This window comes from Actinosynnema pretiosum, from assembly GCF_024171695.1.
Lineage (GTDB): Bacteria > Actinomycetota > Actinomycetes > Mycobacteriales > Pseudonocardiaceae > Actinosynnema > Actinosynnema pretiosum.
This window is the reverse complement of sequence record NZ_JAMTCF010000003.1, coordinates 133,292-157,920: the sequence shown is the minus strand read 5'-3', so window position 1 is coordinate 157,920 and position 24,629 is coordinate 133,292. Positions and strand designations below refer to the sequence as shown.

At 72.6% G+C, this 24,629-nt stretch carries 25 protein-coding genes and 1 tRNA gene; 16 read left to right on the top strand and 10 right to left on the bottom strand.

Going from position 1 to position 24,629, the window contains the following annotated elements:
• Nucleotides 1-33: 33 nt before the first annotated feature.
• The 6 genes from LV78_RS07095 to LV78_RS07070 form a co-directional block, all read right to left on the bottom strand.
• Nucleotides 34-1,635, bottom strand: a complete 1,602-nt coding sequence (locus LV78_RS07095; RefSeq protein WP_253843926.1) for an SAM-dependent methyltransferase — start codon at nucleotides 1,633-1,635, stop codon at nucleotides 34-36.
• Nucleotides 1,632-2,819 carry a DUF1707 domain-containing protein gene (locus tag LV78_RS07090; RefSeq protein ID WP_253843925.1) on the bottom strand — a complete coding sequence of 396 codons (1,188 nt, stop codon included), beginning with the start codon at nucleotides 2,817-2,819 and terminating at the stop codon, nucleotides 1,632-1,634. Before LV78_RS07090 ends, LV78_RS07095 begins: the two co-directional genes overlap by 4 nt.
• 790 nt (nucleotides 2,820-3,609) lie before the next feature.
• Complete coding sequence (locus LV78_RS07085; RefSeq protein ID WP_096490968.1) at nucleotides 3,610-3,828, bottom strand: hypothetical protein; 219 nt, start codon at nucleotides 3,826-3,828, stop codon at nucleotides 3,610-3,612.
• 91 nt (nucleotides 3,829-3,919) lie between these two features.
• Nucleotides 3,920-4,345: an OsmC family protein gene (locus LV78_RS07080; RefSeq protein ID WP_253843924.1), complete on the bottom strand. Its 426-nt coding sequence runs from the start codon at nucleotides 4,343-4,345 to the stop codon at nucleotides 3,920-3,922.
• A 186-nt stretch (nucleotides 4,346-4,531) separates the two neighbouring features.
• A tRNA-Gly gene (locus LV78_RS07075) sits at nucleotides 4,532-4,604 on the bottom strand.
• A gap of 42 nt (nucleotides 4,605-4,646) precedes the next feature.
• The gene (locus LV78_RS07070; RefSeq protein WP_253843923.1) at nucleotides 4,647-5,042 is read right to left on the bottom strand and encodes a DUF7674 family protein; all 396 of its coding nucleotides are present in this window, start codon (nucleotides 5,040-5,042) and stop codon (nucleotides 4,647-4,649) included.
• A 238-nt stretch (nucleotides 5,043-5,280) separates the two neighbouring features.
• On the opposite strand from LV78_RS07070, the gene LV78_RS07065 reads away from it, so the two are divergent.
• The 3 genes from LV78_RS07065 (at nucleotide 5,281) to LV78_RS07055 (ending at nucleotide 8,771) form a co-directional block, all read left to right on the top strand.
• On the top strand, nucleotides 5,281-6,702 hold the full coding sequence (locus LV78_RS07065; protein WP_253843922.1) for a sigma-70 family RNA polymerase sigma factor: 1,422 nt from the start codon (nucleotides 5,281-5,283) through the stop codon (nucleotides 6,700-6,702).
• Nucleotides 6,703-6,825: 123 nt separating this feature from the next.
• Nucleotides 6,826-7,263, top strand: coding sequence for a DUF983 domain-containing protein (locus tag LV78_RS07060; protein WP_253843921.1), 438 nt, complete (start codon nucleotides 6,826-6,828; stop codon nucleotides 7,261-7,263).
• Nucleotides 7,264-7,511: 248 nt separating this feature from the next.
• Nucleotides 7,512-8,771, top strand: a complete 1,260-nt coding sequence (locus LV78_RS07055; protein WP_253844307.1) for a sensor histidine kinase — start codon at nucleotides 7,512-7,514, stop codon at nucleotides 8,769-8,771.
• A gap of 4 nt (nucleotides 8,772-8,775) precedes the next feature.
• Here the strand turns inward: LV78_RS07055 and LV78_RS07050 are convergent, their stop codons facing one another.
• The gene (locus LV78_RS07050) at nucleotides 8,776-8,943 is read right to left on the bottom strand and encodes a hypothetical protein (protein WP_012782702.1); all 168 of its coding nucleotides are present in this window, start codon (nucleotides 8,941-8,943) and stop codon (nucleotides 8,776-8,778) included.
• A gap of 40 nt (nucleotides 8,944-8,983) precedes the next feature.
• Here LV78_RS07050 and LV78_RS07045 point away from each other — a divergent pair, with 40 nt between their 5' ends.
• The 9 genes from LV78_RS07045 (at nucleotide 8,984) to LV78_RS07005 (ending at nucleotide 17,769) form a co-directional block, all read left to right on the top strand.
• Nucleotides 8,984-9,856, top strand: coding sequence for a S49 family peptidase (locus tag LV78_RS07045; RefSeq protein WP_253843920.1), 873 nt, complete (start codon nucleotides 8,984-8,986; stop codon nucleotides 9,854-9,856).
• A gap of 96 nt (nucleotides 9,857-9,952) precedes the next feature.
• Nucleotides 9,953-10,780, top strand: coding sequence for a LytR/AlgR family response regulator transcription factor (locus LV78_RS07040; protein ID WP_253843919.1), 828 nt, complete (start codon nucleotides 9,953-9,955; stop codon nucleotides 10,778-10,780).
• Complete coding sequence (locus LV78_RS07035; protein WP_253843918.1) at nucleotides 10,777-11,205, top strand: hypothetical protein; 429 nt, start codon at nucleotides 10,777-10,779, stop codon at nucleotides 11,203-11,205. Before LV78_RS07040 ends, LV78_RS07035 begins: the two co-directional genes overlap by 4 nt.
• Before the next feature lie 3 nt (nucleotides 11,206-11,208).
• Nucleotides 11,209-13,017 (top strand): sodium/solute symporter, encoded by a 1,809-nt coding sequence (locus LV78_RS07030; protein ID WP_253843917.1) that lies wholly within the window; start codon nucleotides 11,209-11,211, stop codon nucleotides 13,015-13,017.
• Between the two features lie 293 nt (nucleotides 13,018-13,310).
• Nucleotides 13,311-13,667, top strand: coding sequence for a DUF485 domain-containing protein (locus LV78_RS07025; protein ID WP_012782707.1), 357 nt, complete (start codon nucleotides 13,311-13,313; stop codon nucleotides 13,665-13,667).
• A complete protein-coding gene (locus LV78_RS07020) occupies nucleotides 13,664-15,250 on the top strand; it encodes a monocarboxylic acid transporter (protein ID WP_253843916.1) in 1,587 nt (528 codons plus the stop codon). The genes LV78_RS07025 and LV78_RS07020 overlap by 4 nt, the downstream gene beginning before the upstream one ends.
• 149 nt (nucleotides 15,251-15,399) lie before the next feature.
• Nucleotides 15,400-15,747 (top strand): rhodanese-like domain-containing protein, encoded by a 348-nt coding sequence (locus LV78_RS07015; RefSeq protein ID WP_253843915.1) that lies wholly within the window; start codon nucleotides 15,400-15,402, stop codon nucleotides 15,745-15,747.
• A 1-nt stretch (nucleotide 15,748) separates the two neighbouring features.
• The gene (locus LV78_RS07010; RefSeq protein ID WP_253843914.1) at nucleotides 15,749-16,657 is read left to right on the top strand and encodes a DUF4328 domain-containing protein; all 909 of its coding nucleotides are present in this window, start codon (nucleotides 15,749-15,751) and stop codon (nucleotides 16,655-16,657) included.
• Between the two features lie 92 nt (nucleotides 16,658-16,749).
• A complete protein-coding gene (locus LV78_RS07005; protein ID WP_253843913.1) occupies nucleotides 16,750-17,769 on the top strand; it encodes a glycerophosphodiester phosphodiesterase family protein in 1,020 nt (339 codons plus the stop codon).
• 20 nt (nucleotides 17,770-17,789) lie between these two features.
• On the opposite strand, the gene LV78_RS07000 is transcribed toward LV78_RS07005, so the two are convergent.
• The gene (locus LV78_RS07000; protein ID WP_253843912.1) at nucleotides 17,790-19,022 is read right to left on the bottom strand and encodes a cytochrome P450; all 1,233 of its coding nucleotides are present in this window, start codon (nucleotides 19,020-19,022) and stop codon (nucleotides 17,790-17,792) included.
• Between the two features lie 222 nt (nucleotides 19,023-19,244).
• Here LV78_RS07000 and LV78_RS06995 point away from each other — a divergent pair, with 222 nt between their 5' ends.
• The 4 genes from LV78_RS06995 (at nucleotide 19,245) to LV78_RS06980 (ending at nucleotide 22,457) form a co-directional block, all read left to right on the top strand.
• Entirely contained in the window at nucleotides 19,245-19,943 is a 699-nt protein-coding gene (locus LV78_RS06995; RefSeq protein ID WP_253843911.1) for a glycerophosphodiester phosphodiesterase, read from the top strand.
• Between the two features lie 19 nt (nucleotides 19,944-19,962).
• On the top strand, nucleotides 19,963-20,907 hold the full coding sequence (locus tag LV78_RS06990; RefSeq protein WP_253843910.1) for a DUF5926 family protein: 945 nt from the start codon (nucleotides 19,963-19,965) through the stop codon (nucleotides 20,905-20,907).
• Between the two features lie 70 nt (nucleotides 20,908-20,977).
• The gene (locus LV78_RS06985) at nucleotides 20,978-21,304 is read left to right on the top strand and encodes a DUF952 domain-containing protein (RefSeq protein ID WP_253843909.1); all 327 of its coding nucleotides are present in this window, start codon (nucleotides 20,978-20,980) and stop codon (nucleotides 21,302-21,304) included.
• A 121-nt stretch (nucleotides 21,305-21,425) separates the two neighbouring features.
• Entirely contained in the window at nucleotides 21,426-22,457 is a 1,032-nt protein-coding gene (locus tag LV78_RS06980; protein WP_253843908.1) for a phenylacetaldoxime dehydratase family protein, read from the top strand.
• 97 nt (nucleotides 22,458-22,554) lie between these two features.
• On the opposite strand, the gene LV78_RS06975 is transcribed toward LV78_RS06980, so the two are convergent.
• Together LV78_RS06975 and LV78_RS06970 are read right to left on the bottom strand one after the other, a co-directional pair.
• A complete protein-coding gene (locus LV78_RS06975) occupies nucleotides 22,555-23,115 on the bottom strand; it encodes a ferritin (protein WP_253843907.1) in 561 nt (186 codons plus the stop codon).
• Between the two features lie 148 nt (nucleotides 23,116-23,263).
• Nucleotides 23,264-24,511 carry an arginine deiminase gene (locus LV78_RS06970; RefSeq protein ID WP_253843906.1) on the bottom strand — a complete coding sequence of 416 codons (1,248 nt, stop codon included), beginning with the start codon at nucleotides 24,509-24,511 and terminating at the stop codon, nucleotides 23,264-23,266.
• Nucleotides 24,512-24,629: the final 118 nt, after the last annotated feature.

The window sequence follows — 24,629 nt, the reverse complement described above, 5'->3', positions numbered from 1 at the left end:
CCTTCCGCGTGCCAGCCCTCACGGGCTTCCCCCTCATCCAGCCACGAGTTCGGTCAGCCGCGTGTGCCACGCGGCCCTCAAGTAGTCCTGCTCGCGGCGCAGTCCGGCCCCCGTCGAACCGCCGCAGATCCGCGCGGCCTGGAACCGCGCCTCGCGCTCGGCGGCCTCGTCCACGTACGTCGGGGCGTACCCCAGCAGCACGCCCAGCCAGCTCGCCAGATCCCGCACCGAGGTGCGCTCACCCGCGCCGGACCACCCGGTCCTGGCCAGGTGGTCGGCGGTCAGCAGCAAGCCCCGCTGCTCGACCGCGATCGGGTCCGCGCCCTCGACCTGCCACTCCAGGTCGATCGCTCGAGGACCCTCCTCGGTCACCACGACATTGTGCGGCACCAGGTCCCAGATCGCCGGGCCCAGGTCGGCCGCCCGCGCCGCCAGAAGGTCGCGCCACAGCACCAGCAGCTCCTCGACCCGCCACGGCTCGTCGGACAGCAGCGACAGCAGCGGCGCGCCCCGGTGCACCTGCTCGTCGTAACCGCGCACCGAGACCGGGTCGCCGCCCTGCGGGAGCATGGGGGACTTGCTGATCCGGTCCGGGAGCACTTCGGCGGCCGTGCACCAGCGGGCGGCCCGGTCGGTGCTGAAGTAGGAGGCGAGCCTGCCCGTCGGCCAGGGGGTGACCCCCGGCTCCCCGTTGGTTGCGATCACGAGGAAGCTGTTGACCGCCTCCCCCGCCAGGCCCGCGTTGACGAGCTGCTCCCACATCCTGGCCTCGTCGGCGACCCGCTCGACGGAGGAGCCCCAGTCAGGGCTAGGGAAGGACGGGAGGGCGGTCACCAGGCCGGGGTGCCGGTCGACCAGCTCGTCGGCCAGCACCACCCTCGTGATCTTGTAGTCGGGGAAGCAGCCGAGGGTGCGCGCCACCTCGAAGCCCGCCGCGCGCAGCAGCGCCTCCAGCGGCTTGCGGGCGAACGTGCGCGCGGGTGAGCCGTGCGGGTACCCCTCGGGACCGTCCCACGGTCGCCCGCTGTGGTCCTCCGGCGCGCCCGCCAGGTACTTCACGCCGAGCTGGTTCTCGATCGCCAGCACCAGCGCGCCGCCGGGGCGCAGCCTGCGGCGCAGCGCGGTCAGGAAGTCCAGGTACGGCCCGTCGTCCCGGCTGCCCGAACCCACGTACTCCAGCACCCCGATCGAGAGCGCCAGGTCGTAGGCGGGTTCCTCGGGCACGTCCTCCAACCCGCCGACGAACACGCGGGCCGAGGGCAGGTCGCGCACCCGCTGCGCCGCGACCCGCGCCCTGGCCTCCACCGGTTCGACCGCGTCCACCGCTGCCACGACCTCGCCGAGGTAGCGGGTGATGGCCCCGCACCCCGCGCCGATCTCCAGCACCGAGGCCTCGGGCGGCAGGGCGAGCGCGCGCAGCACGTTCGCCCTGCCCCGGTCCATGTGGTACTGCTCGGCCCAGGTGCGGCCGGCGTGGTGCAGCTCGTCGCTGAGCGAACCGAGGTCGCCCGCCTGGCTCACGATCGCGTGCACCAGCTCCTCGGCGCCGTCGAGGTAGGCCACCCCGGTGTCGTCGCCGAGGAGCAGGCACCCGGAGCGCTCCGGGAGGTCGAGGTCCCTCAGAGGCGTCGTCACTGCACCGCGGGGAACTTCTCCAGCAGCGCCTTCAGCTGGTTCTGGTAGCTGCCGCTCAGCGCGGCCTCCTCCACCAGCGGCGTCTGCGTGACCTCCACCAGGACCACGTTGCTGCCCGAGGTGTAGATGCCCCGGTAGACGGCGGCGTCCGCGACGACCCGCTTGTCGAAGGAGACCGACGCGGGCATGCCGGGCAGCGGCTCCTTGATGTTGATGAAGCCGTTCGAGCGCTGGTTGGCCAGGAACTGCTCGACCAGCCCGCTCGCGGTCTCCTCGTCGGCGGCCTTGATGACCAGCGCCTGGTGCAGCTCGGAGCCCTTGTTGTCGAACGCGGGGGTCTTGCCCGCGCTGCGCCAGCCGACCTTCTCGACCTTCGCCTCGGTGAGCAGGGCGACCTCCGGCTCGGTCAGCACCTTCTTGGCGCCGATCTCGGTCGGGGTCAGCACGCCGCTCTCGGCGTCCTTGCGCACCAGCAGCTGCGGGATCTCGTCGAGGAACTGCTCGTCCGGAGACTTCGGCGGGGTGGTGGTGGTCGGGGTGGACGAACTGCTGCTGTCGCCGCCCGCCTGGTTGTTCCCACCGCCGTCACCGCTGTTGTTCAGGAAGAACCAGACGCCGAAGCCGATGGCCGCGAGCAGCACGACGCCGCCCACGATCATGAGCACGCGCTTGCTGCCGCCGGAGGACGAGTCCTCGAAGACCTCGGGCCCCTGGGCGATCCACGAGGGGGCCTGCTCCTGGGAGTACATGCCGCCGGTCCACGGCGGGTTGCCGCCGCCCTGCTGCGGCTGCTGCGGGCCGGGGCCGCCGGTCCAGCCGCCCATCTGGGGCTGGCCGTGCGGAGGGGTGACCGGACGCACGACCTGGGTGCGCTCGGAGGCGTTGCCGCCGTTGTTCTTGACGACCTGGGTGGCGTCCGGGTTCGGGTTCCCGCCCTGGTTCTGCCCGAGGACGACCTGGGTGGCGTCGGGGTTCTGCGGGGGCTGCTGTTGCTGCTGCCCCCAGTGGAAGGGCTGCCCGAACGGGTCAGACGGCTGTGCGGGCTGCTGGGGGGGCTGAGAGGGCTGGGGGTTCGACGCCGCGCCTGCCAGCAGTTCGTCCCTGCGCTTGCGGTAGTCGTCGGCCGTGATCCGTCCTTCGGCCAGGGCGGTGTCCAACTGCTGAAGGTCGTCTTGCCAGGACATCGTTGGGCCTTTCCAGTGCTGCTCGGGCAGAGTCATTGTGACGCACGCGGCTGCGCCCGCCGCGTACGCCTCCGCAATCGCCGACGGGAAGCGCGAGCCTGCCGCAGGGGCAGGAGTTCGCCGCGGTCGTCCCGGACCGGTGTGACGACTTCCGCAGACCTTTGGTTCTGTTGCTCAGTCAAATCACACGATCCTCGAACGAGGGAGCCACTTTCCGGTGGTATGAGAACGCACCAAGCCTGGCGACGCAGCCGGCAAGTCCGGATCGTTACCAGGTGCACCGTGCGTGGGACTCACTTTCGAGGAGAGCTGTGCCCAAGGGGTGAGCAACCCCACCGGGATCGCTCGACGGCCCGCATCGCTGCGGGGGCGCGCTACCGGCTCAGCCCTGGCGTTTCACGTGAAACACGCCACTGGCGCACGTGGGGCAGGTGGGCGCGCGGTGGTCGACCGCCCGGCGACGGCGCTTCCTCCGCTCGGAGGTCTTGAGGAACCAGGGAAACTTACCGGGTGGCGCAGGGGGGTGCGTACACCCGTTCAGGTCGCCACACCGTGTTGTCGGGTGGTTGCGGACGGCAGCGGCCCTCGATCTTCCGCGCCTGCGGTCGCAGACCCGGCGCCACCTGCGGTGGAGGTGGAGCGGGTGGCGGTGGCCCGTGCCCGCACGGCTGCCGCGAGCGTTTTCCGGGAAGGGCTGTCCCACCGCGGTGGCCTGAGCCGGTTCCGCGGTCGCGTCACCCGGCCGGGTGGTTCCTGCGCGTGGACCCGGCCTGGTCTTCCCGGCCGGTCGCTACTTCTTGGTCAGGATGGTCGGCCCGACGATCCTGCGGGCGATCCGGCGCAGCTTGCTCTTCCGGGCGACCGGTTGGGCTTGCTGGCGCTGAGCCGGGGGGACGGTCCCCGGCCCGGCGGCCGGAACGGCCGGGATGATCGGGGCGACCGGCGCGATGCGGATCGTCGGCTGGTCGTAGTTCGGCTTGGACTGGTCAGACTCATGGCTGAACGTCACGTGCGCGATCTTGCCAAATGGGTGCGGGTAACCCGAACGGTCACCCCACCCCCGTGTGGGCAAGCCCACACGGGGGTGCAGGTTCATCCGATCAGGCGAGAGACGCCGACAGCGTGATCTCGACGCCCGCGAGCGCCTGGCTCACCGGGCAGTTCTTCTTCGCGTTCTCGGCCGCCTCGGCGAACCCGTCCGCGTCCAGGCCGGGGACGACCGCCTGGACGGTCAGGTGGATGCCGGTGATGCCCGTGCCCGGCTTGAACGTCACCTCGGCGGAGGTGTCCACCTGCTGCGGCGGGGTGCCCGCCTGGGCGAGGCCGTGCGACAGCGCCATCGAGTAGCACGACGAGTGGGCGGCGGCGATCAGCTCTTCCGGGCTGGTCTTGCCGTTGGCCTCCTCGGCCCGCGACGGCCAGCTCACGTCGTAGGTGCCGATGCCGGAGGACTCCAGGGTGACGGTGCCGTCACCCTCCATCAGGCTGCCCTTCCAGTGGGTGGTGGCCTTGCGAACGGTCGCCATGCGCAACTCCGTGGTCGAGTGGGAACTTTCGGTGACCAGCTAAGCACCTACCGCGAGGGAAGCGCAGCGTGCGGAGCGGCCGACACGCGCGGGAAGTCGGCGAGGGGTGGGGGGCGCGGGGAAGCGGGCAGACCCCGGAAACGCGGAAGTGGCCGGTACCCGACTGGGTACCGGCCACTTCCGGAGAGCGGATGACGAGACTCGAACTCGCGACCCTCACCTTGGCAAGGTGATGCGCTACCAACTGCGCTACATCCGCCTGACCACTTGCTGTCTGACAGGGAGAACTCTAGACCACGGGTCAAACCGCCCGTTCACCGGGGGTCCCCGAACCGCTCAGCAGCCGGTCTACCTCGGACAACCTCTCCTTCGACCACCGCCACTCCCACAGCGGGCGGACCTTGTCGACGACCTCGGTCGGCAGCCACGGCGCGACCGCGTCCCGCAGCTCCCACTCGTCGAACACGTGCTCGTAGAAGCTGACCACCGCGGCGTTCGCCAGGAAGTGCTCCTGGCGGAAGCACCAGTGGGCGAACCCGTAGACCCTGGTCAGCAGGTCGCGGTCGTCCTCGCGGTGCCCGTCGAGCGCCAGCTGCCACAGCTCGGTGAGGAACACGTGGCAGGACCACGACTCGCGCTCGACCACCGCGGTCAGCTCCGGGAGGAGTGACGCGGCTCTCGTTCTCCAGTCGGCCACGGGGCGGACGCTACCGCTCTGAAGTGCCCCGTGGGGGCCCTGTCTCCCGCCGACACCCCGAGCCGTGACCGGGTCGTCACCGTGCGCACTGCACCGGAACAGGCGCATCGGTTGCGCCGAACGGCCCACGACGGTCGGTCGGTCTTCGGGGTCGGGCCGACGCGGCTTCGGGGTCGCCCCACCCCGCTGTGGCATCTTGGCGATCGGGGCGCGACTCGGGCTGGAGGTGCCGGGCGGGATGGCCGACGAAGCCGATGTCGACCGGGAACTGCTCGCGAGGGTCCGCGCCGGGGACGACGCCGCGTTCGGCGAGCTGTACACCCGGCACGCGGACGCCGTCCGGAGATTCGCCCTCCGCCACGTCCGCGAGCACGCCGAGGCCGACGACCTCGCCGCCGAGGCCTTCTTCCGGGTGCTCCAGGCCATCCGCCGGGGCAGCGGGCCCACCGAGCACGTGCGCACCTACCTGCTGACCACCGCGCGCCGGGTCGCCTGGGAGTGGAGCGGTCGCAGGCGCGACGTGCCGGTCGAGGACGAGGAGCTGAGCAGGCGGGTCGAGCCGTTCCCCGACGCCACCGCAGGGCGGGCCGAGCACACCCTGATCTCGCGGGCGTTCACCAGCCTGCCGGAGCGGTGGCGCAGCGTGCTGTGGCAGGTCGAGGTGGAGGGGGTGCGGCCGTCCGCCGTGGCGCCCGCGTTCGGGCTCAGCCCCAACGCGATGGCGGCGCTGGCCAGGCGCGCCCGCGAGGGGCTGCGGGCCGCCTACCTCCAGGCGCACCTGGCCGACGACCGGGGGCCGCGCGCGTGCCACTCGGTCGTGGTCAAGCTGGGCTCCTACACGGCGGGCGGGGTGCAGGGCGCCGAGCAGGCGCGCATCCGCAAGCACCTGCGGACCTGCTCGTCCTGCAACGCGCTGCACGCCGAGCTGGCCGAGGTCTGCTCGACGCTGCGCGCCCACGCGGGCCTGCTCGCCGCGCCCGCGCTGCTGTCGCTGGCGTTCGCGCCGCAGCTCGCCGCGCCCGTGGCGGGCAAGGTGAAGCTGGCGCTGACCGCCGCCTCGGTGGCGGCGGTCGGGGTGTTCGGCGTGGTGGCGGGCGCGCTCGACGGCGGACCGGGGCCCGCGCTGGTGCAGCCGGGGCCGCACGCGCTGCGCACCACGGTGGGCGACGCGCTGACGCCGCTGCCGAGCGTGACGCTGACCGGGACGGCCACCAGCGTCCCGCCGACCGGGGAGGGCTCCGCGCGGCCCGCGGTCGTGGACCGGCGGGCGGGCGGGAAGCAGGGGGCGCTCACCGGTGGTGACCGGGTCGGGCCGCCGAGCGGCGCGCCCGCGACCTCGGGGCCCTCGACCGGCGCGCCACCGTCCGGTGGGCGCTCGTCAGGCGAGCCCGCGTCCCGCGAACCGGGCTCCGGTCAGGCCGAGCCGCCGACGACCACCAGCTCCGACCCCGGCGCGCTGGAGGAGCCCGGCACCACCGCCCTGAGCACGCCGGACGACCCGGAGCAGCCGGGCAAGGAGGACCCCGAGCCGCCGACCACGACCACCACCGGTCAGGAGCCCGAACCGGAGCCCGGCCCGTCGGTGCTCCAGAGCCCGGAGCAGGGGGTCACGCCGACCACGATCACCCTGCACCCCCGGACGGCCTACCCGGTGGGCTGAACGGCCGCGGGCGATCACAGCGCGCCACCGGGATCGGGCGCAGGGTTCACCCCAGTGGCTCACGTCCCTAGGGGTACCGTTGAAGCACGCTGAGTGATCGCTCGACGTCTGAGGAGACGGTTGATGACGCGGCTGGTGCGCGGTGCGGACGGCCGGATGTGGACGGTTCGCAGTCAGGTCGAGTGGCGCAACCCCGCCGCCGACGCCGACTTCGAGCACGACGTGAGCGGTGGTCAGGGGCCCGGCGTGCTGATGCTCGCCATCGTGGCCGCCATGGGCGTGCTGCTCGTGGCGTGGACCCCGGAGCAGGTCGTCGTCCCGGCGTGGCTCGGCCTGGCGCTGGTGATCATGTTCCTGTTCTTCCCGGTCCGCTGGGCGCTGCGCAGGCCGCACCTGGTGGTCGCCGAGTCCAAGGCGACCGGCGACGACCTCCCGCCCGAGCGCTGGACCGGCCACGTGCGCGGCGTGCTGAACGTGCGCGACGAGGTCGGCAACATCGCCCGGAAGATCGAGATGTACTCCCTCCCGGACATCGACGGCCCGCTGCAGCCGGTCGACTGACCGGGCGCGGCGGCCCGCCGACGGGTGGTCGCGCGCGCCGGATCACCCCTGCCGGACAAGGGCGGCGCCGGTTCGCCCGACCAACGACACGCCCGGAACGTGTTGGCCGCCAATGGAACCGGTGATCCGCCCGACCGGCCGCCGACCGGAAAACCCCAGGCGGGACCGGGAATTCCCGGTGCGCGGGCGCGACCGCCCCGTGAAGATCGGGGTGAGACCCCTTGCCTGGAGCACGCCGAGCCCACAGCATGGACGGCGTGCGCGATCTCCTGACCGAGCGGGCGGTGCTCGGCGTCATCGCCACCCTGGCCGTCCTGGGGCTGTTCGTGATGCTCTGCCGGGCGCGCAGGGTGAGCACCTCGGTCGAGGACGCCGTGATGGACATGCTGCACCGCATGTCGAAGGCCTCGGCCGACCTGCGCGAGGGCCTGACGGCGGAATCCGCGGACAAGGCCACCCCGCACCTGCGGGAGATGCTGCGCTGCGTCGCGGTCGGCATCACCGACGACGTGGGCGGCGTGCTGTCCTGGGACGGCGGCGCGGCCGACCACTACCAGCTGATGCGCGGGCACATCGAGCAGGCGATCGGCGAGGTGCACAAGGAGCACGTCGAGCACCGCAAGCTCGACTGCGACCTGTCCGGGCCGTGCCCCATGCACAGCGCCGTGATCGTGCCGCTGATCGTCGAGTCGGAGGTCGCGGGCACGCTGATCGTGATCAGCGGGGTGCCGAACAAGCGGCAGATCCGGATGGCGGAGGAGACCGCGCGGTTCGTCTCCACGCAGCTGGAGCTGGAGGTGCTGCAGAAGTCCCGGCAGGCGCTGGCGCAGGCCGAGGTCCGGGCGCTGCGGGCGCAGATCTCGCCGCACTTCGTCTACAACGCGCTCAACACCATCTCGTCGCTGATCCGGACCGACCCGGTGTACGCGCGGGAGCTGCTGCAGGAGTTCGCCGAGTTCACCCGCTACTCGTTCCGCACCGACGGGTTCTTCACGACGCTGTCGGACGAGCTGACCAACATCCACCGGTACCTGACCATCGAGCAGGCCCGGTACGGCGCGCGGCTGGAGGTGCGGCTGCGGATCGCCCCCGAGGTGCTCCAGGTCGTGCTGCCCTTCCTGTGCCTGCAACCGCTGGTGGAGAACGCGGTCCGGCACGGGCTGGCCAAGAAGCCCGGCGGCGGGATGCTCACGATCACCGCCGAGGACAACGGGGCCGAGGCGCTGATCAGCGTCGAGGACGACGGGGTCGGCATGGACCCGGAGCGGTTGTTCGAGGACCTGAAGGACGCGCACCAGACCGGGGCGCACGTCGGGCTGGGGAACATCAACCACCGGATGCGGGCGGTGTTCGGCGACGACTACGCGCTGGTCGTGGAGACCGCGCCGGAGGCCGGGATGAAGATCATCCTCAAGGTCCCCAAGTACCGGCAGGGCGTTCGCCCCAACCTGACCCTGGTGCCCCCGCGCGTGGAGGAGACCGGCGAGCAGGCCGTGCTGCGCGCGTGAGGCGCTAGCGCGCGGCGACGGCCAGCGCGGTCACCAGCATGACCCCGCAGACCGCCCAGGTGATCCACATCCAGTAGACGTGCATCGCGCTGGGGCCGTCGGCGTTCTTCCGGCCCCGCTCGTCCCACCACTCGACGTAGCGCTCCAGCCAGCGGATCGGGTTGAACGTCACCAACCGATGCTAGCGCCGGAACCTCAGTAGGCTCGGGACCATGAGCGTGACCGACAAGATCGCCTCGCGGCTCCCGAAGATCGTCGGCGACCGCGTCGACCGGAGCCCGGTCGTCGCCGCGGTCCGGCTGCACGGGGTCATCACCCCGAACCCCGGCCCGGTCGCCGCGCGGGGCAGCCTGAACGCCCAGTCCGTCGACTCCGCGCTGACCCGCGCCTTCGAGCACGAGCGCCTGGTCGCCGTGGCGCTGCTGGTGAACTCGCCCGGCGGCGCCCCGACCCAGTCCGCGCTGATCGCCGACCGGATCCGCGAGCTGGCCGCGAAGCGCCGCGTGCCCGTGCTGGCGTTCTGCGAGGACGTCGCGGCCTCCGGCGGCTACTGGCTGGCCTGCGCCGCCGACGAGATCCACGCCCACCCCACCTCGCTGGTCGGCTCCATCGGCGTGGTCAGCTCCGGCTTCGGGCTCACCGGCCTGATGGAGCGCTTCGGCGTCGAGCGCCGGGTGCACACCGCCGGTGGGAACAAGGTGCGGCTCGACCCGTTCCAGCCCGAGAAGCCGGAGGACGTGGCCTGGCTGGAAGGCCTCCAGTCCGAGCTGCACGCGCAGTTCAAGGCGTGGGTCACCGAGCGCCGGGGGCGCAAGCTGGCCGCCGACGCGCCCGACCTGTTCACCGGCGAGGTCTGGACCGGGGCCAAGGCGCTCGAGCTCGGGCTGGTCGACGGGCTCGGCACGCTGCGCGGCGTCATCGGCAAGCGCTACCCCGACGCCGAGATCGCCGTCGCGGAGCCCCGCAGGAACCTGCTGAGCAGGCTCGGCATCGGCAACGCGGCGTCCACACGATCGGGTGACTTCGTGTCGCAGGCGCTGGCGACCCTGGAGGAGCGCGCGCGCTGGTCCCGATTCGGCTTGTGAGCCCCTCGTCGGCGTGACGCGGCCCCGGCGCGCGGCCCCCGGCGTGGACACGACCCCACCCTGATCGGCAAGATGCGCGGCACAGTGAGTACGCCAATGAGCTCCGGCCTCCTCGTCCTGGCGGTGGACGACGAGGCGCCAGGCCTGGACGAGATCAAGTTCCTGCTGGAGAGCAGCCCGCACATCCGCCGCGTGCTGACCGCGTTCGACGCGGCGGAGGCGCTGCGCATCCTCAGGGGCGACTACGACGCCGAGGTGATGGAGCGCCAGGAGGCGGGCCAGCCCCCGGTGGACGCGGTGTTCGCCGACATCAACATGCCCGGTCTGAGCGGCACCGACCTGGCCCGCGTGCTCGGCGCCTTCCGCGCGCCGCCCGCGCTGGTGTTCGTCACCGGCGTCGAGCACTCCGAGGCCGTGGTGGCGTTCGACGTCGGCGCGGTCGACTTCGTGACCAAGCCGATCAACAGCGACCGGGTCAACAAGGCCATCGCGCGCGTGGTCGACCGGGTCAACTCGGTGTCGGCCGCCGCCGCGTCGCCGGAGCCGACCGCCGCCGACGCCCAGGACGACGAGGTCATCCCGGTCGAGCTGGGTGGAACGATCAAGCTCGTGCCGAGGGCCAGCGTCCGCTACGTCGAGGCCCAGGGCGACTACGCTCGGCTGCACACCAACGACGGCCAGAGCCACCTCGTGCGCATCCCGCTGGCCCAGCTGGAGGAGCGCTGGGAGAACGCGGGGTTCGTGCGCATCCACCGCTCCTTCCTGGTCGCGCTGCCGCTGGTGACCGAGCTGCGGATGACGTCCAACGGCTACGCGGTGGTCATCGGCAGCGGTGAGGGGGCGAAGGAGCTGCCGGTGAGCCGCAGGCACACCAGGGACCTGAAGGAGCGGATCGTGCGCCCGCCGAAGAGCAGCTGGGGATGACCGAGCAGTCCGGACCGGCCGCGGAGCAGCCCGCGCCCGGCGAGCAGCCCGCGCCCGCGCAACCGGGCCGCAAGCCCCGGCGCAGGCGCGTCGTGCTGGCCGACCCCAAGGGCAGGGGCCGGGTGCTGCGCACGATCATCGAGCTGGAGGAGCAGACCAGCGTCGGCGAGAAGCTGGTCCGCGACCTGATCCGGCAGCAGCTGCGCACCGCGTTCCTGCTCGGCGGCGGGACGCTGCTGGCCATCGCGCTGCTGCCGCTGGTGTTCTACCTGTTCGACCTGTCCGACGCGCAGCTGTTCGGGGTGCGCCTGCCGTGGCTGCTGCTCGGGCTGGTGCCGTTCCCGCTGTTCTACCTGGTCGGGCTGCTCAGCCGCAGGCAGGCCGAGCGGCACGAGCGCGACTTCGTCAGCATGGTCGACCGCTGAGCCATGGTGCAGAACCTGTGGAGCCTGAGCCTGGTCGCCGTGGTCGCGGTGGTCACGTTCCTGCTGGGCTACGTGGGTTCCCGCCGGGCCAACACCACCCCGGACTTCCTGGTCGCCCGGCGCGCGGTGCCCGCCACCCGCAACGCCGCCGCCATCTCCGGCGAGTACCTGTCGGCGGCGTCGTTCCTGGGCGTGGCCGGGCTGATCCTCAAGGACGGCGTCGACGCGCTCTGGTACCCGATCGGCTTCACCGCGGGCTACCTGGCGATGATGCTGTTCGTCGCCGCGCCGCTGCGCCGGTCCGGCGCGTACACGCTGCCCGACTTCGCCGAGGCGCGGCTCGGGTCGCGCAAGCTCCGGCACTTCTGCACGTTCTTCGTGGTGTGCATCGGGGTGCTGTACCTGGTGCCGCAGCTGCAGAGCGCCGGGCTGACCCTGAACACGATCACCGGGCTGCCCGCGTGGCTGGGCGGCGTGCTGGTGACGCTGATCGTGGTGGCCAACGTGCTCGGCGGCGGGATGCGGGCGATCACGCTGGTCCAGGCGTTCCAGTACTGGGGCAAGCTGTTCGCCATCTCGGCGCCGACGTTCGTGCTGTTCGCGGTGTTCCTGACCGGGCCGGGCAACAGCGCGCAGTCCGTGGACGCCGAGGGCGTGCTGCTGTTCCACGAGCCGGTCACCGTGACGACCGTCGACCCGGTGCGGCTGGAGGTCACCGCGCTGACCAAGCTGCACGTGGTCGGCGAGGTGGACGGGGCGCGCGCGGACGGGCCCGCGTACTGGGGGCCGGACGCGGGCGGCGCGCCGAAGGTGTACTCGGTCGCCAAGGGCACCGAGCTGCGGTTCACGACGGGCTCGCCGGTGCCGGTGGTGGAGGGCGCGCCGAGCTCGAACGACGTGTGGCTGCGCCCGCAGACCGACGGGCTGGGCGGGCTGTTCGAGACCTACTCGCTGATCTTCGCGACGTTCCTGGGCACGATGGGGCTGCCGCACGTGCTGGTGCGGTTCTACACGAACCCGGACGGCCGGGCGGCCCGGCGCACGGCGCTGCACGTGCTGTACCTGCTGGGGCTGTTCTACGTCTTCCCGACCGTGCTCGGGGTGATCTCCCGGCTGTACCTGCCGCAGCTGCTGGTGACCGGCAAGACCGACGCGGCGGTGCTGCTGCTGCCGAGCACGGTGCTGCCGGGGGTGCTCGGGCAGATCCTGGGGGCGGTGGTGGCGGCGGGCGCGTTCGCGGCGTTCCTGTCCACCTCGTCCGGGCTGGTGGTGAGCGTGGCCGGGGTGGTGTCGACGGACATCCTGCGCGGCAAGGTGCGGGACTTCCGGTGGGCGACGGTGCTGACCGGCGCGGTCGCGATCGGCCTCGCGCTGCTGCTGCCGCGCAGCGACGCCTCGCTGACCGTGGCGATGTCGTTCGCGCTGGCCGCGTCGACGTTCTGCCCGCTGCTGCTGCTGGGCATCTGGTGGCGGGGGCTGACCTGGGTCGGCGCGGTGGCCGGGCTGGTCGTCGGCGGCGGGCTGGTGATCCTGTCGCAGGTGGTGACGGCGGTGAGCAAGGCGACGGGGGACTGGGCGCCCGCGCTGCTGGCCCAGCCCGCGCTGGTGACGGTGCCGATCGCGTTCCTGACCATGGTCTGGATCAGCAAGCTGACCGAGCCGAGCAGGCCCGCGGACGTGAACCAGGTGCTGCTGCGGCTGCACGCGCCCGACCGGCTGGGGTTCATGCGCGACCGGGGGGCGCGGTTCGCGCCCGGCGGCGGCGCGCGCAAGGTGGGCGAGGGGCAGCACCGGGGCGTGGCGGGGGGCTGAGCGGGCGGACGAGGGGGGCGGGACGTGCGCTGGTCGGCCGATCGGCAGCGCCAACCGGGTGGTGGGGTTCACACCGTCCGGTGAACGGTGACGTTGCTCACCGCGTTATCCCTTCGTCTCACTTTCCCTACCGCTCGTCGCATCACTCGACAGTTGGGCGCAATAGCACGTTCAGGGACTACCCGGAGTGACCTACGTCTCTTTACGGTCCTCGGCGTACCAGAACGCACCAGGAGGACTTACGTGCCGTTCATGCCGCCGACATCGTCGCCGAGTACGCGAGGAGGGGACCTGTGAGCACCACCGAGGACTCCGCCGGGCCCACCCCCGGTTCCCCCGACAGCACCGACTGGGTGGCGGTGCAGTCCAGCCCCGAGTTCACCGAGCTGCGCCGCAGGCTGCGGACGTTCGTCTTCCCCATGGCGGGCCTGTTCCTGACCTGGTACGTGCTCTACGTGCTGCTGGCCGACTACGCGCACGGGTTCATGTCGACCAAGCTCGTCGGGAACATCAACGTGGGCCTGGTGCTCGGGCTCCTCCAGTTCGTGTCCACGTTCGCCATCACGGCGCTGTACGTGCGGCACGCGAACCGGAACCTCGACCCCACCGCCGAGAAGATCCGGCACGAGCTCGAAGGGGGCGACGCGTGAACACCAACGCCGTCCTGAACATCGGCATCTTCGGCCTCTTCGTCGCGGCGACCCTGGTCGTGGTCATCAGGGCCAGCCGCAACACCAAGACCGCGGCGGACTACCTGGCGGCGGGCCGCGCGTTCACCGGTCCCCAGAACGGCATCGCCATCGCGGGCGACTACCTGTCCGCCGCGTCGTTCCTCGGCATCGCCGGGGCGATCGCGGTCTACGGGTACGACGGGTTCCTGTACTCCATCGGGTTCCTGGTGGCCTGGCTGGTGGCGCTGCTGCTGGTCGCGGAGCTGCTGCGCAACACCGGCAAGTACACGATGGGCGACGTGCTGAGCTTCCGGATGCGCCAGCGCCCGGTCCGCGCGGCGGCGGCCACGTCGACCATGGTCGTGTCGTTCTTCTACCTGCTGGCGCAGATGGCGGGCGCGGGCGGCTTGGTGGCGCTGCTGCTCGGCATCACCGGCAAGGGCGGCCAGGCGATCGTGATCGCGGTGGTCGGCGCGCTGATGATCGCGTACGTGCTCATCGGCGGCATGAAGGGCACCACCTGGGTGCAGATCATCAAGGCCGTGCTGCTGATCGTCGGCGCGGGCGTGATGACCGTCTGGGTGCTGGCGAAGTACGGGTTCAACCTGTCCACGCTGCTCGGCGCGGCGGTCGACAACGCGCCGAAGGCGGGGGAGAAGCTGCTCGGTCCGGGCCTGCAGTACGGGGCCACCGGCACGACGAAGCTGGACTTCCTCTCGCTCGGCCTCGCCCTGGTGCTCGGCACGGCGGGCCTGCCGCACATCCTGATGCGCTTCTACACGGTGCCCACCGCGAAGGAAGCGCGCCGCTCGGTCGTGTGGGCGATCTGGCTGATCGGCCTGTTCTACCTGTTCACCCTGGTGCTGGGCTACGGCGCGGCGGCCCTGGTCGGCCCCGACAAGATCAACGCGGCGCCGGGCAAGGCGAACTCGGCGGCCCCGCTGCTGGCCGAGGCGATCGGCGGGCCGCTGCTGCTGGGCCTGATCGCGGCGGTCGCGTTCGCGACGATCCTCGCGGTCGTCGCCGGGCTCACCATCACCGCGTCGGCGTCGTTCGCGCACGACATCTACGCCAACGTGATCAAGAAGGGCGAGGTCGAGGACAAGGACGCGGAGGTGAAGGTGGCGCGGCGGACGGCCATCGTCATCGGCGTCGTGTCGATCCTCGGCGGCATCGCGGCGAACGGCCAGAACGTGGCGTTCCTGGTGGCGCTGGCGTTCGCGGTGGCGGCGTCGGCGAACCTGCCGACGATCCTGTACTCGCTGTTCTGGAAGCGCTTCAACACGGCGGGCGCCCTGTGGAGCATCTACGGCGGCCTGTCGGTGACCCTGGTGCTGATCGTCCTGTCGCCCGCGGTGTCCGGCAAGCCGACCTCGATGTTCCCGTCGATGGACTTCGACCTGTTCCCGCTGTCGAACCCCGGCATCATCTCGATCCCGCTGGCGTTCCTGCTGGGCTACCTCGGCACGGTCCTGTCGAAGGAGAAGAACCCGGAGAAGTACGCCGAGATGGAGGTCCGCGCGCTGACCGGCACGGGCGCGGAGAAGGCCACGTCGCACTGACGCGCCGCACGAACCACCCGGAAGGCCGTTCCCGCTTCGGCGGGGGCGGCCTTCCGGCGTGCGGGCCGGGATCTTCCCCACCGGGGGCGCCGAGAGCGCGCGCCACGCGAGTTCCGGCTTCATGCCCTCCCGATGCCACCCGTGGCAGCATGTCCCGTGTGACGGTTCCCAGCGTTGAAGTGTCCGACGTTCCGGCCGAGCTGCCCGAAGGCGCCGTGCTGCTCGACGTGCGCGAGGTCGACGAGTGGGCCGCCGGGCACGCGCCCGGCGCGGTGCACATCCCCATGAGCGAGCTCGCCGGGCGGCTCGGGGAGGTGCCCGAGGCGGACGTCGTCTACGTCGTCTGCCGGATGGGCGGGCGGTCCGCCCGCGTCACGCAGTACCTCAACGCCAACGGGTGGGACGCCGTGAACGTCGACGGCGGGATGCAGACCTGGTCCCTGCAGGGCAGGCCGCTGGTCGCCGAGCTGCCCGACGCGGAGCCGGAGGTCATCTGACGTGCGACCGCTTCAGCCGATGCGGGTGGACTGGGTGGCGACCCCGCCGCCCGGCGCCTACCCCGCCCGCCGGTTCGGCGGCGCCCGGCGGCCCTACGCCGGACCCCCGTCCTACCCGGTGCCGCCGCGCTGGGGCTTCCCGCTGCTCGCCTGGCGCTGGCCCACGTCGGTCGCGCTGGACGAGGCCCGGCCGCTCGACCGGATCGACCAGGTGCAGCGCCTCGCCCGCACCGCCTCGCACGCCCTCGGCCTCGCCGGGATGACCGCGCTGTGGGCCGCGGGCAGCGAGGTCTGGCGCTACGCGCTCCTCCTGCTCAGCCGCACCGGCGCGCTGTCCGCCACGGTCGTCGGCGTCTCCGACGCCATGGTCGTCGCCGCCTCGGCGGTCGCCGGGATCACCTCGGCCATCGCGCTCGTGCTGTCCTTCCTGTGGGTCCGCCGCGCCCGCGCCGCCGCCGCTGCCGCCTCCGGCTACGCCCCCTCGCGCTCCGAGCGCGAGCTGGTGCTCGGCCTGGTCGTGCCCGGCGTGAACCTGGTGGTCCCCGGCTCGGTGCTCGCCGAACTGGAGCACGCCGCCCTCCGGCTGCCCGCCGACGCCCGCCCCAAGCCCTCCAAGCTGCTGCTGCGCTGGTGGGCGCTCTGGGTGCTCTCCGCGCTGTTCTTCGCCTTCACCCTCGCCTGGTCGTTCCGGACCAGCGTGCAGGCGCTCGCCGACGGCGTCCTGCTGCACGCCGCCTCCGACCTGCTCGCGGCGGGCGTCGCGCTCACCACCGCCGTCGTGATCCGCCGCGTCACCACCCTGCTCCTGCCGCTCGACCCCGCCTCGCTGCGCCGGATGCGCGTCGTCGGCGTGAAGGACGCCCCCGCGCCCGAGCTGCGCGCGATCAGGGCATCCGGTTCACCCAGGTAGCCCCCACCGCCACCGCGCCGCCCCCCGGAGTTCACCCGGCGTCCCCCGAACAGGCCCTGAGCCGGAGCCGCCCGCTCTGCCACGGTGGGGACATGCGGGCACTGGGCGCGGCACTCGTGGTGATGCTCCTGCTCCCCGGCACGGCCGGAGCCGGGCACGGGCACGGGAAGCGGGACTTCGACCTCCAAGCGCACCGGGGCGGCATCGGGCTCACCGTCGAGAGCACGCTCGCCGCGTTCGCCAAGGCGCTGGAGGTCGGCGTCACCACGCTGGAGCTGGACGTCCAGATCACCAGGGACGGCCGCGAGGTCGTCACGCACGACCGGAGGACCAACCCGGCCAAGTGCGCCGACACCGCCCCCGCCCGGCCGGGCGACCCCGAGTTCCCCTACGCGGGCAAGTACGTCAAGGACCTCGACTTCGCCCAGGTCCGCACGCTCGACTGCGGTTCCCGCCGCTCGGCCCAGCACCCCGACCAGGAGCTGTCGCCCGGCGCCCGGATGCCCACCCTCGCCGAGGTGTTCGCCCTCGCCCGCCGCTACCGCGCGCACGACGTGCGGTTCAACGTCGAGACCAAGGTCGAGGCCGCCGCCCCGCACGAGACCGCGCCCCGCGAGCAGTTCGTCGACGTCACCTGGCGCGAGGTCCGCCGCTCCGGCTTCGAGCGCAACGTGACGATCCAGTCCTTCGACTGGGGGACCCTGATGCTGTGGCGCAAGGTCGCCCCGCGACTGCCGGTCATCGCCCTGACCCAGCCCGAGTTCCTCGTCCCCGGCTCGCCCTGGACCGGCGGCCTCGACCTGGCCGACTTCGGCGGCAGCCCGGCCCGCGCCGCCCGCAGCTTCGGAGCCTCCGCGCTGTCCCCGGTGCACGGCAACCCGCAGAACGGGGAGGTCGGCGACCCGGACTACGTCCCGTTCACCACCGAGGCACTGGTCAGGGACGCGCACCGGAACGGGCTGAAGGTCATCCCGTGGACCGTCAACGACCCCGCGACCATGCGCAAGCTCATCCGCGACGGCGTGGACGGCCTGATCACCGACTACCCCGACCGGCTGCGCGCCGTCCTCAAGGATCTCGGCCACCGCCTGCCCCCGCGCCACCACCGCTGACGGGCGACACCGGGGAGAGCTCAGCCCGCGCCCAGCGGCAGCTCGTGCAGCCCCCGGATCACGAACTCCTCCCGCCGCCTCGGCACCGCCGCCAGCTCCATCCCCGGCAGCTTCCGCCGCAGCGCGTCCACCGCCGCCTGCACCTCGATCCGCGCCAGCGGCGCGCCAAGGCAGTAGTGGATGCCCATGCCGAACCCGAGGTGCTGGTTGGGCGTGCGCCCCACGTCGAACTCGTCCGGCCGCTCGAACACCTCGGGGTCGCGCGCCGCCGCGCCGAGCAGGGCCGCGATCTTCGCGCCCTCCTCCACCACGTGCCCGGCGATCTCCACCCGCTTGGTCGCGGTCCGCTCGAACAGCTGGAGCGGCGAGTCGTACCGGATCAGCTCCTCGACGGCGGTCTCCAGCAGGCCGGGGTCGGCCACCAGCCGCTCCCACTGGTCCCGGTGCTCCACCAGCGCCAGCACCCCGTTGCCGATCACGTTCACGGTCGCCTCGTGCCCGGCCATCAGCAGCAGCACCGACGTGGCCACCAGCTCGTCCTCGCTCAGCCGGGCCCCGTCCGCGTCGGTCACCGCGACCAGGTCGGACACCAGGTCGTCGCCGGGCTGGCGCCGCCGCAGCGCCACGACCTCCCGCAGGTACGCCACGAACTCCCGCGCGGCCTGCTCGGCCGCCGCCCGCTTGTCCTCGGCCAGCCCGTGCTCGTACATCTTCACGATCGCGTTCGACCACGGCTGGAGCAGCGACCGCTCCGAGTGCGGCACCCCCAGCAGCTCGGCGATCACCTCCACCGGCAGCGGCCCGGCCACGTGCTCCAGCAGGTCGGCCGACCCGTCCGCGCGCACCCGCTCGACCAGCCCGTCGACCAGCCGGTCGGCCAGCTCGGCGATCCGGGGCCGCAGCCGCTCGACGTGCCCGCGCCCGAACGCCGCCGACACCAGCCGCCGCAGCCGCGCGTGCGTGGTCCCCTCGTTCTCCAGCAGCGAGTTCCGGTGCAGCAGGTTGAACGAGGCGAACTCCTCCAGCGGCTTGGCGTCGGTCCACAGCCGCCCGAGGCCCCGGTGCCGCAGCACCGCCGACGACGCGGCGTGCGACACGGCGACCGCGAGCCCCATCCCGTCGTGCCAGTGCACCTCGCCCCTGGCGCGCAGAGCGGCGAAGACCGGGTACGGGTCCGCGATGAAGGAGGGGTCGTTCTGGTCGAAAGGCGCCACGACCCCGGACGGTAGGTCTTGAGGACCGCTCGCGTCCATCGGAAACGCGACACCCGCCCGAAGGGACAGCCGACCGTGACCGGACGGGTGGCCGGAGCCCGGTTCCGAACCACGACCCCGGCGTCGCGACCAGGACGCCCGACTGCGGTGACCCGACCCCCGCGCCGCGATCCCGGCGCCCCGACCGCTGCGCCCCGACCGCTGTGACCCGACCGGCGAGCGCTTGCCGCCACCCACGACCACCGGGGAGCATCCAGGCCCGTGTCCCCCGAAGTGGTCGCCCACCGAGGCGCCTCCGCGGCCCTGCCCGAGCACACCCTCGCCGCCTACGAGCTGGCGGTCGCCGAGGGCGCCGACGCGCTGGAGTGCGACGTCCGCCTGACCAGGGACGAGCAGCTGGTCTGCGTCCACGACCGCACCGTCTCCCGCACCAGCGACGGGCGGGGCGCGGTCGGCGCGCTCACCCTCGCCGAGCTGCGCGCCCTCGACTTCGGCTCCTGGCACGGCGGCGACCCGGCCCCCGTGCTGACCTTCGCGGAGCTGGCCTGCCTGGCCGCCGACCACGGGAAAGCCCTGTTCGTGGAGACCAAGCACCCGGTCGGCACCGGCGGCCTGGTGGAGGCCAAGCTCGCCGAGGAGCTGGCCAGGCACTCGCTGGACGTCCACATGATGTCGTTCTCCGCGCTCGCCGTGCGCCGCTTCAAGGCGCTCGCCCCCGCCGTCCCGACGGTCTGGCTGCTCGACCGGCTGTGGCCCCGGCGGCTACCCGAATGGGCGGATCTGCCGGGGCCGGGGGTGTCCCTGCTGCGCCGCTCGCCGGGGCGGGGCCGGGGCGCTTACTGCTGGACGGTGGACACGGCGCCCGACATCGAGCTGTGCCGCGAGCGGGGCGTCCGCTTCCTGGCGACCAACCACCCGGCGCGAACCCGCAAGATCCTTGCGGCAGACTTGGCCCCCTGAACCAGGAGGAGGCTTCGTCGTGGCCAAGCGGACGGCTGTGAAGAGCAAGTCGGCGGACGGGGTGAACCCGCGCCAGCCGTGCCCGTGCGGCTCCGGCAAGCGCTACAAGGCGTGCCACGGGGGCGCGGACGGCGGGGCCGACGTCATCGTCGCCAGGCCCTTCGCCGGGCTGGCGGCCGAGGCCGAGCTGATCGCGCTGCGGGAGTTCGTGCCCTCGGCGACGGTGAAGCTGCCGCTGAAGGACGCGCCGCGCGAGGTCGTGCTGGCCTCGGTGCTGCCGATGGCCGCCGCCGGTCTGGTGCGCGCCGACGGCACCGCGTTCGTGGGCCTGCAGGTGCAGACCCGCTCCGGCGACCTGAGCCGCGACCTGGCCCGCGCCGTGCAGTGGGCCTACACCGCCGAGACCGGCGACGTGCTGCCCGTGGTCGGCCCGGAGGACGGGACCAACCCCGGCCGCCTGCAGGACCTGCTGGACGTCGAGGCGCAGGTCAGCCCCGAGCTGCACACCGACTTCGCGTGGTGGATGCCGCCGGGCAACGAGCCCGCCGGTGACGTCGCGCTGTCCCTGGAGCGGGCGAACGCGGCGATCCTGCCGACCGAGCGGGTCGACGCGCCCGGCGTGACGGCCGCCTACTGGGTGGACGCGGGCGACAAGGCGCACCTGCGCTGGGTGCGGCCGGAGCCGGAGGAGCAGCTGCTGGCGGCGCTGGCGCGGCTGTCCGTGCGCGGCGAGCTGGACCTGGGCGAGGGCACCCGCTACGCGGGCTCGTTCCGCGCGCACGGCCTGCTGGTGCCGGTGTGGGACCTGGACCGCGAGTCGCACTCCAGCGAGTGGGCCGGTCCGGCCGAGGCGCTGGGCAAGCGGCTGCTGGACGCGCTGGCGAGCCTGGACTCCGAGCCGCTGAGCGAGGCGGAGCGGCGGTCGCGGGACGGCCTGCGGGGGCGGCAGATCACCCTCCGCTAGGAGGGCGCGATCGGCGGTGGGCGAGTTGTCCACAGGTTCATCCACAGCTTTCCACAGGAGGTGTGGACAAGTGCTCCTGCGGATCAGCACGCGGGCGGACTGGGCGGAGGCGAGGGAGAGCGGGGCGATCCCGCTCGACCTGGAGGGGTTCGTGCACTGCGCGGACCCCGGCACCGTCCACCTGCCCGCGAACGCGCGCTACCGGAACCGGTCCGGGCTGGTCCTCCTGGTCGTCGACCCGGAGGGCCTGCCCGTGCTGTACGAGCCGGGGGACGGCGACGAGTCCGGCCCCTGGTACCCGCACGTGTACGGCCCGATCCCGACCGACTCGGTGGTCGCGGTGCTGGATTTCGAGCCCGATCCCGACGGGGTCTTCCGCCCGCCACCCGTCCTGTAGTGGATCTTAAACGCGCTGTGACCAACGGTCACGGAACTGGGGCTTACGTCTTTAGTCCGAACGGCTCATCCTGATCTTCAGGTCCTACTCGCTGTAGGCCTTTGGACACAGGAGGTATCCGTTGTCTTCCCTGCCACTGGACGACCGGGCGACCGCCCACCGGCCGGAGGAGCACGTTCCGCGCAGCGGCCCCGCCCAGGAGGTGCGCTGGCCGGAGGGGGCGACCCACCTCGTCGTGGCCCGCGTCGGCGTCCAGACCGACGACTCGGCGGCCGGCGTGAAGGCCATCGCCCGCGTGCTGGAGCTGGCGGCGGGCGAGAGCGGCCCCGCCCTGGTCGAGCGGGTCAGCGACGACGACAGCGAGATGGCCGTCTGCTACTGGTCGGACCCCGAGGCGCACCGCGCCTGGTGGAGGAGCGAGCCGGTGCGCGCCTGGTGGGACTCCCTGCCCGTCGACGGGCCGCTCGGGCACTGGCACGAGACCTCGGTGACCCCGCTCGACCGGTTCGAGACGATCTACTCGGCCGAGTTCTCCGGCGGTCCGGCGCGACTGGCCGCGACCGGCCCCACCAACCTGCACGACTACGACGGCGCCGCGCTGGACCGGATGCCCGCCGCGGCGCACCGCGACCTCGCGGGGGAGCGCGCCGAGGAGCCCGTCACCGACCTGCCGCCCGGCGAGTCGCCGCGCGGTCGCCGGGTGAGGCTGGCCGAGCCGTCCCCCGAGGGCCTGTGCTGGATCCGCACCGCCCAGGAGTGGTCGACCGCGCCCGACGACCAGCTGGCCTCCTACCGGGACGGGGTCGAGCCCGCGTACCGCACGGCCGTCGCGTACCTCCAGGACAACCTGCACGAGAGCGGCTGCCTGTCCACCAGGTTGGTCAACAACCTCGACGCGAACGGCGCGCGGGCGGCGGGCTCCGAGACGATCGCCTGGTGGCGCGGCATCGGGGACCTCCTGCGCTGGGCGCACCACCACCAGACGCACCAGGACATCCTGAAGGCGTTCTGGGAGGAGATCGCGCTCGTGTACGGCCCCGGCATGAAGGTGCGGCTGTGGCACGAGGTGCACGTGCTGCCCGAGGGCGGGCTGACCGCCGAGTACGTCAACTGCCACCCCGGCACGGGGCTGCTCCAGACCTGGCCCGGCTGACCCGACCGGCGCCTGCCCGAACCACCCCGGACAGCCGAACGCCCGCCGCACCCCCGGTCGACGGAGGTGCGGCGGGCGCGTCCAGGCCCCGCGCGGGTTAGAGCGCGCCACCCGCCGCGGCGGGGGCGGTCGGGTCGTCGCCCTCGGCGCTCAGCTCGCGGGCGATGAAGTTCTCCACGTGGAACAGGTTGCCGTCGGCGCGGTCCACCACGGTCAGCAGCGTGCTCATCGACGACACCTCCTCCACCTGCTCCTTGAGGAACCACTGCAGGAACTGCTCGCCCAGGTAGTCGCCCTCGTCGCGGGCGGCCTTGGCCAGGGCCACGATCTGCTCGGTGACGGTCTTCTCCTGCGCCAGCGCCAGCTCGACGGGCTCGCGCGCCGAGGTGAAGTCGTTGCGCACCTCGCCGACGCCGGGGACGGTCACCGGCACGTCGGTGTCGAGCAGGTACTTGACCAGCATCATGGCGTGGTTGCGCTCCTCCAGCGCCTGCGCGTAGAAGTGCGCGGCGAGCCGGGGGAGGTCGCGGGAGTCGTACCAGACCGCGATCGCGGTGTACTGCTGCGAGGCGGTGAACTCGTTCCCGATCTGCGCCTGGAGCAGTTCGCGGAACTTCGAGGAGGTTTCGGTGGGGAGCTTCTTCAGGTTGAGGGCCATGTCCCCGATAATAGAGGAACAAATACCCTTGCGCATTCAAGGAAAGGCTAACCCAAATACGGATAGGATTACCTAAAATAGTTTAGGCAAACCTTCCCCGGCGAACCCGGACCACGCTGTCCGGGCAGGTCGGGTCGGTGCGGGGCGATCAGACCAGCGGCGCGCGGTCGATCGGGCAGGACATGCAGCGCGGCCCGCCCCGGCCGGAGCCCAGTTCCGAACCGCTGATCCTGAGCACCTCGACCCCCGCCTCCTCCAAGCGCGCGTTGGTCTCCACGTTCCGCTCGTACGCCACCACCAGACCGGGGCCCACGGCGAGCGTGTTGTTCCCGTCGTCCCACTGCTCCCGCTCGGCGGTCACCGCGTCCAGCCCGGTGTCGATCACCCGCAGCCGGTCGATGCCCATCGCCTCCGCCGCCGCCTCCAGGAACGGCCTCGGCCCGGAGACCCGCACCCCGCCCGAGCCGTCCTGGCGCACCGGGTAGGCGAACAGGTTGTCCCGCACCGCCGGGTACATCACCACGGCGTCCCGGTCGACCATCGTGCACACCGTGTCCAGGTGCATCGTGGCCCGCTGCTGCGCGATCGGCACGGCGAGCACGGTGTGCGCCAGCCCGTCCGCCAGCGCCGAGCGGGCGAACGACTCGGCGCCCGCCGGGGTGGTGCGCTCGCCGACGCCGATGGCCAGCACGCCCGGCGCGAGCAGCAGCACGTCGCCGCCCTCCAGCGGGGCCGAGTGCGCCCCGTAGGCGCGGCCGGTCTTCGCGAAGCGCGGGTGGTAGGCGTAGATCAGGTCGGTCAGCGCGGTCTCCCGGCCGCGCGCGGGCATGGCCAGCGAGGTGATCGCCACCCGGTCGCCCACCCACACCGACGAGTCGCGGGTGAACAGCAGGTTCGGCAGCGGGTCGACGGCGAAGTCGCCCGGCTGGTGCATCCGGCGCACCAGCGAGGCGCCCTCGGCGGCGGGCAGCTCCTCGAAGGTCATGCCGCTGGTCAGGATGGTCGCCAGCGCGTCGGGGGCCAGACCGGACAGGTGCGAGCGCAGCGCGTCCGCCAGGTGGATGCCGAGCCTGCGCTCGTCCACCGCGCTGTGCACGCCCGCGATGCGCGCCCGGTCGTCGTGCAGCGCCCGCACCAGCTCGTCCCCGAGCAGCAGCACCTCGACGCCGCGCGAGCGCAGCACCCCGGCGAACGCGTCGTGCTCCTCCTGCGCCCGGTCGACCCACGGGACGCCGTCGAACAGGAGCTGGTCGTTGTTGCGCGGGGTCAGCCGCTTCAACTCGGCCCCCGGCCGGTGCAGCAGCACCGTGCGCAGCGGGCCGACCTCGCTGTCCACCCTGGGCGCCGGTCCGGGCGCGGGGGTGGCGGACTGGGTGTGCTCGATGTGCGCGGTCACCCTGCCGAGGGTAGTCCCGGACCGGCGGAAACAGCAGTTCAGAGCGAGTCTTTCCGAACAATTCGATCGCGTTCGACGCTCGGGGCAGCGAATCGTGAAGAATTACCGGCGAACGACC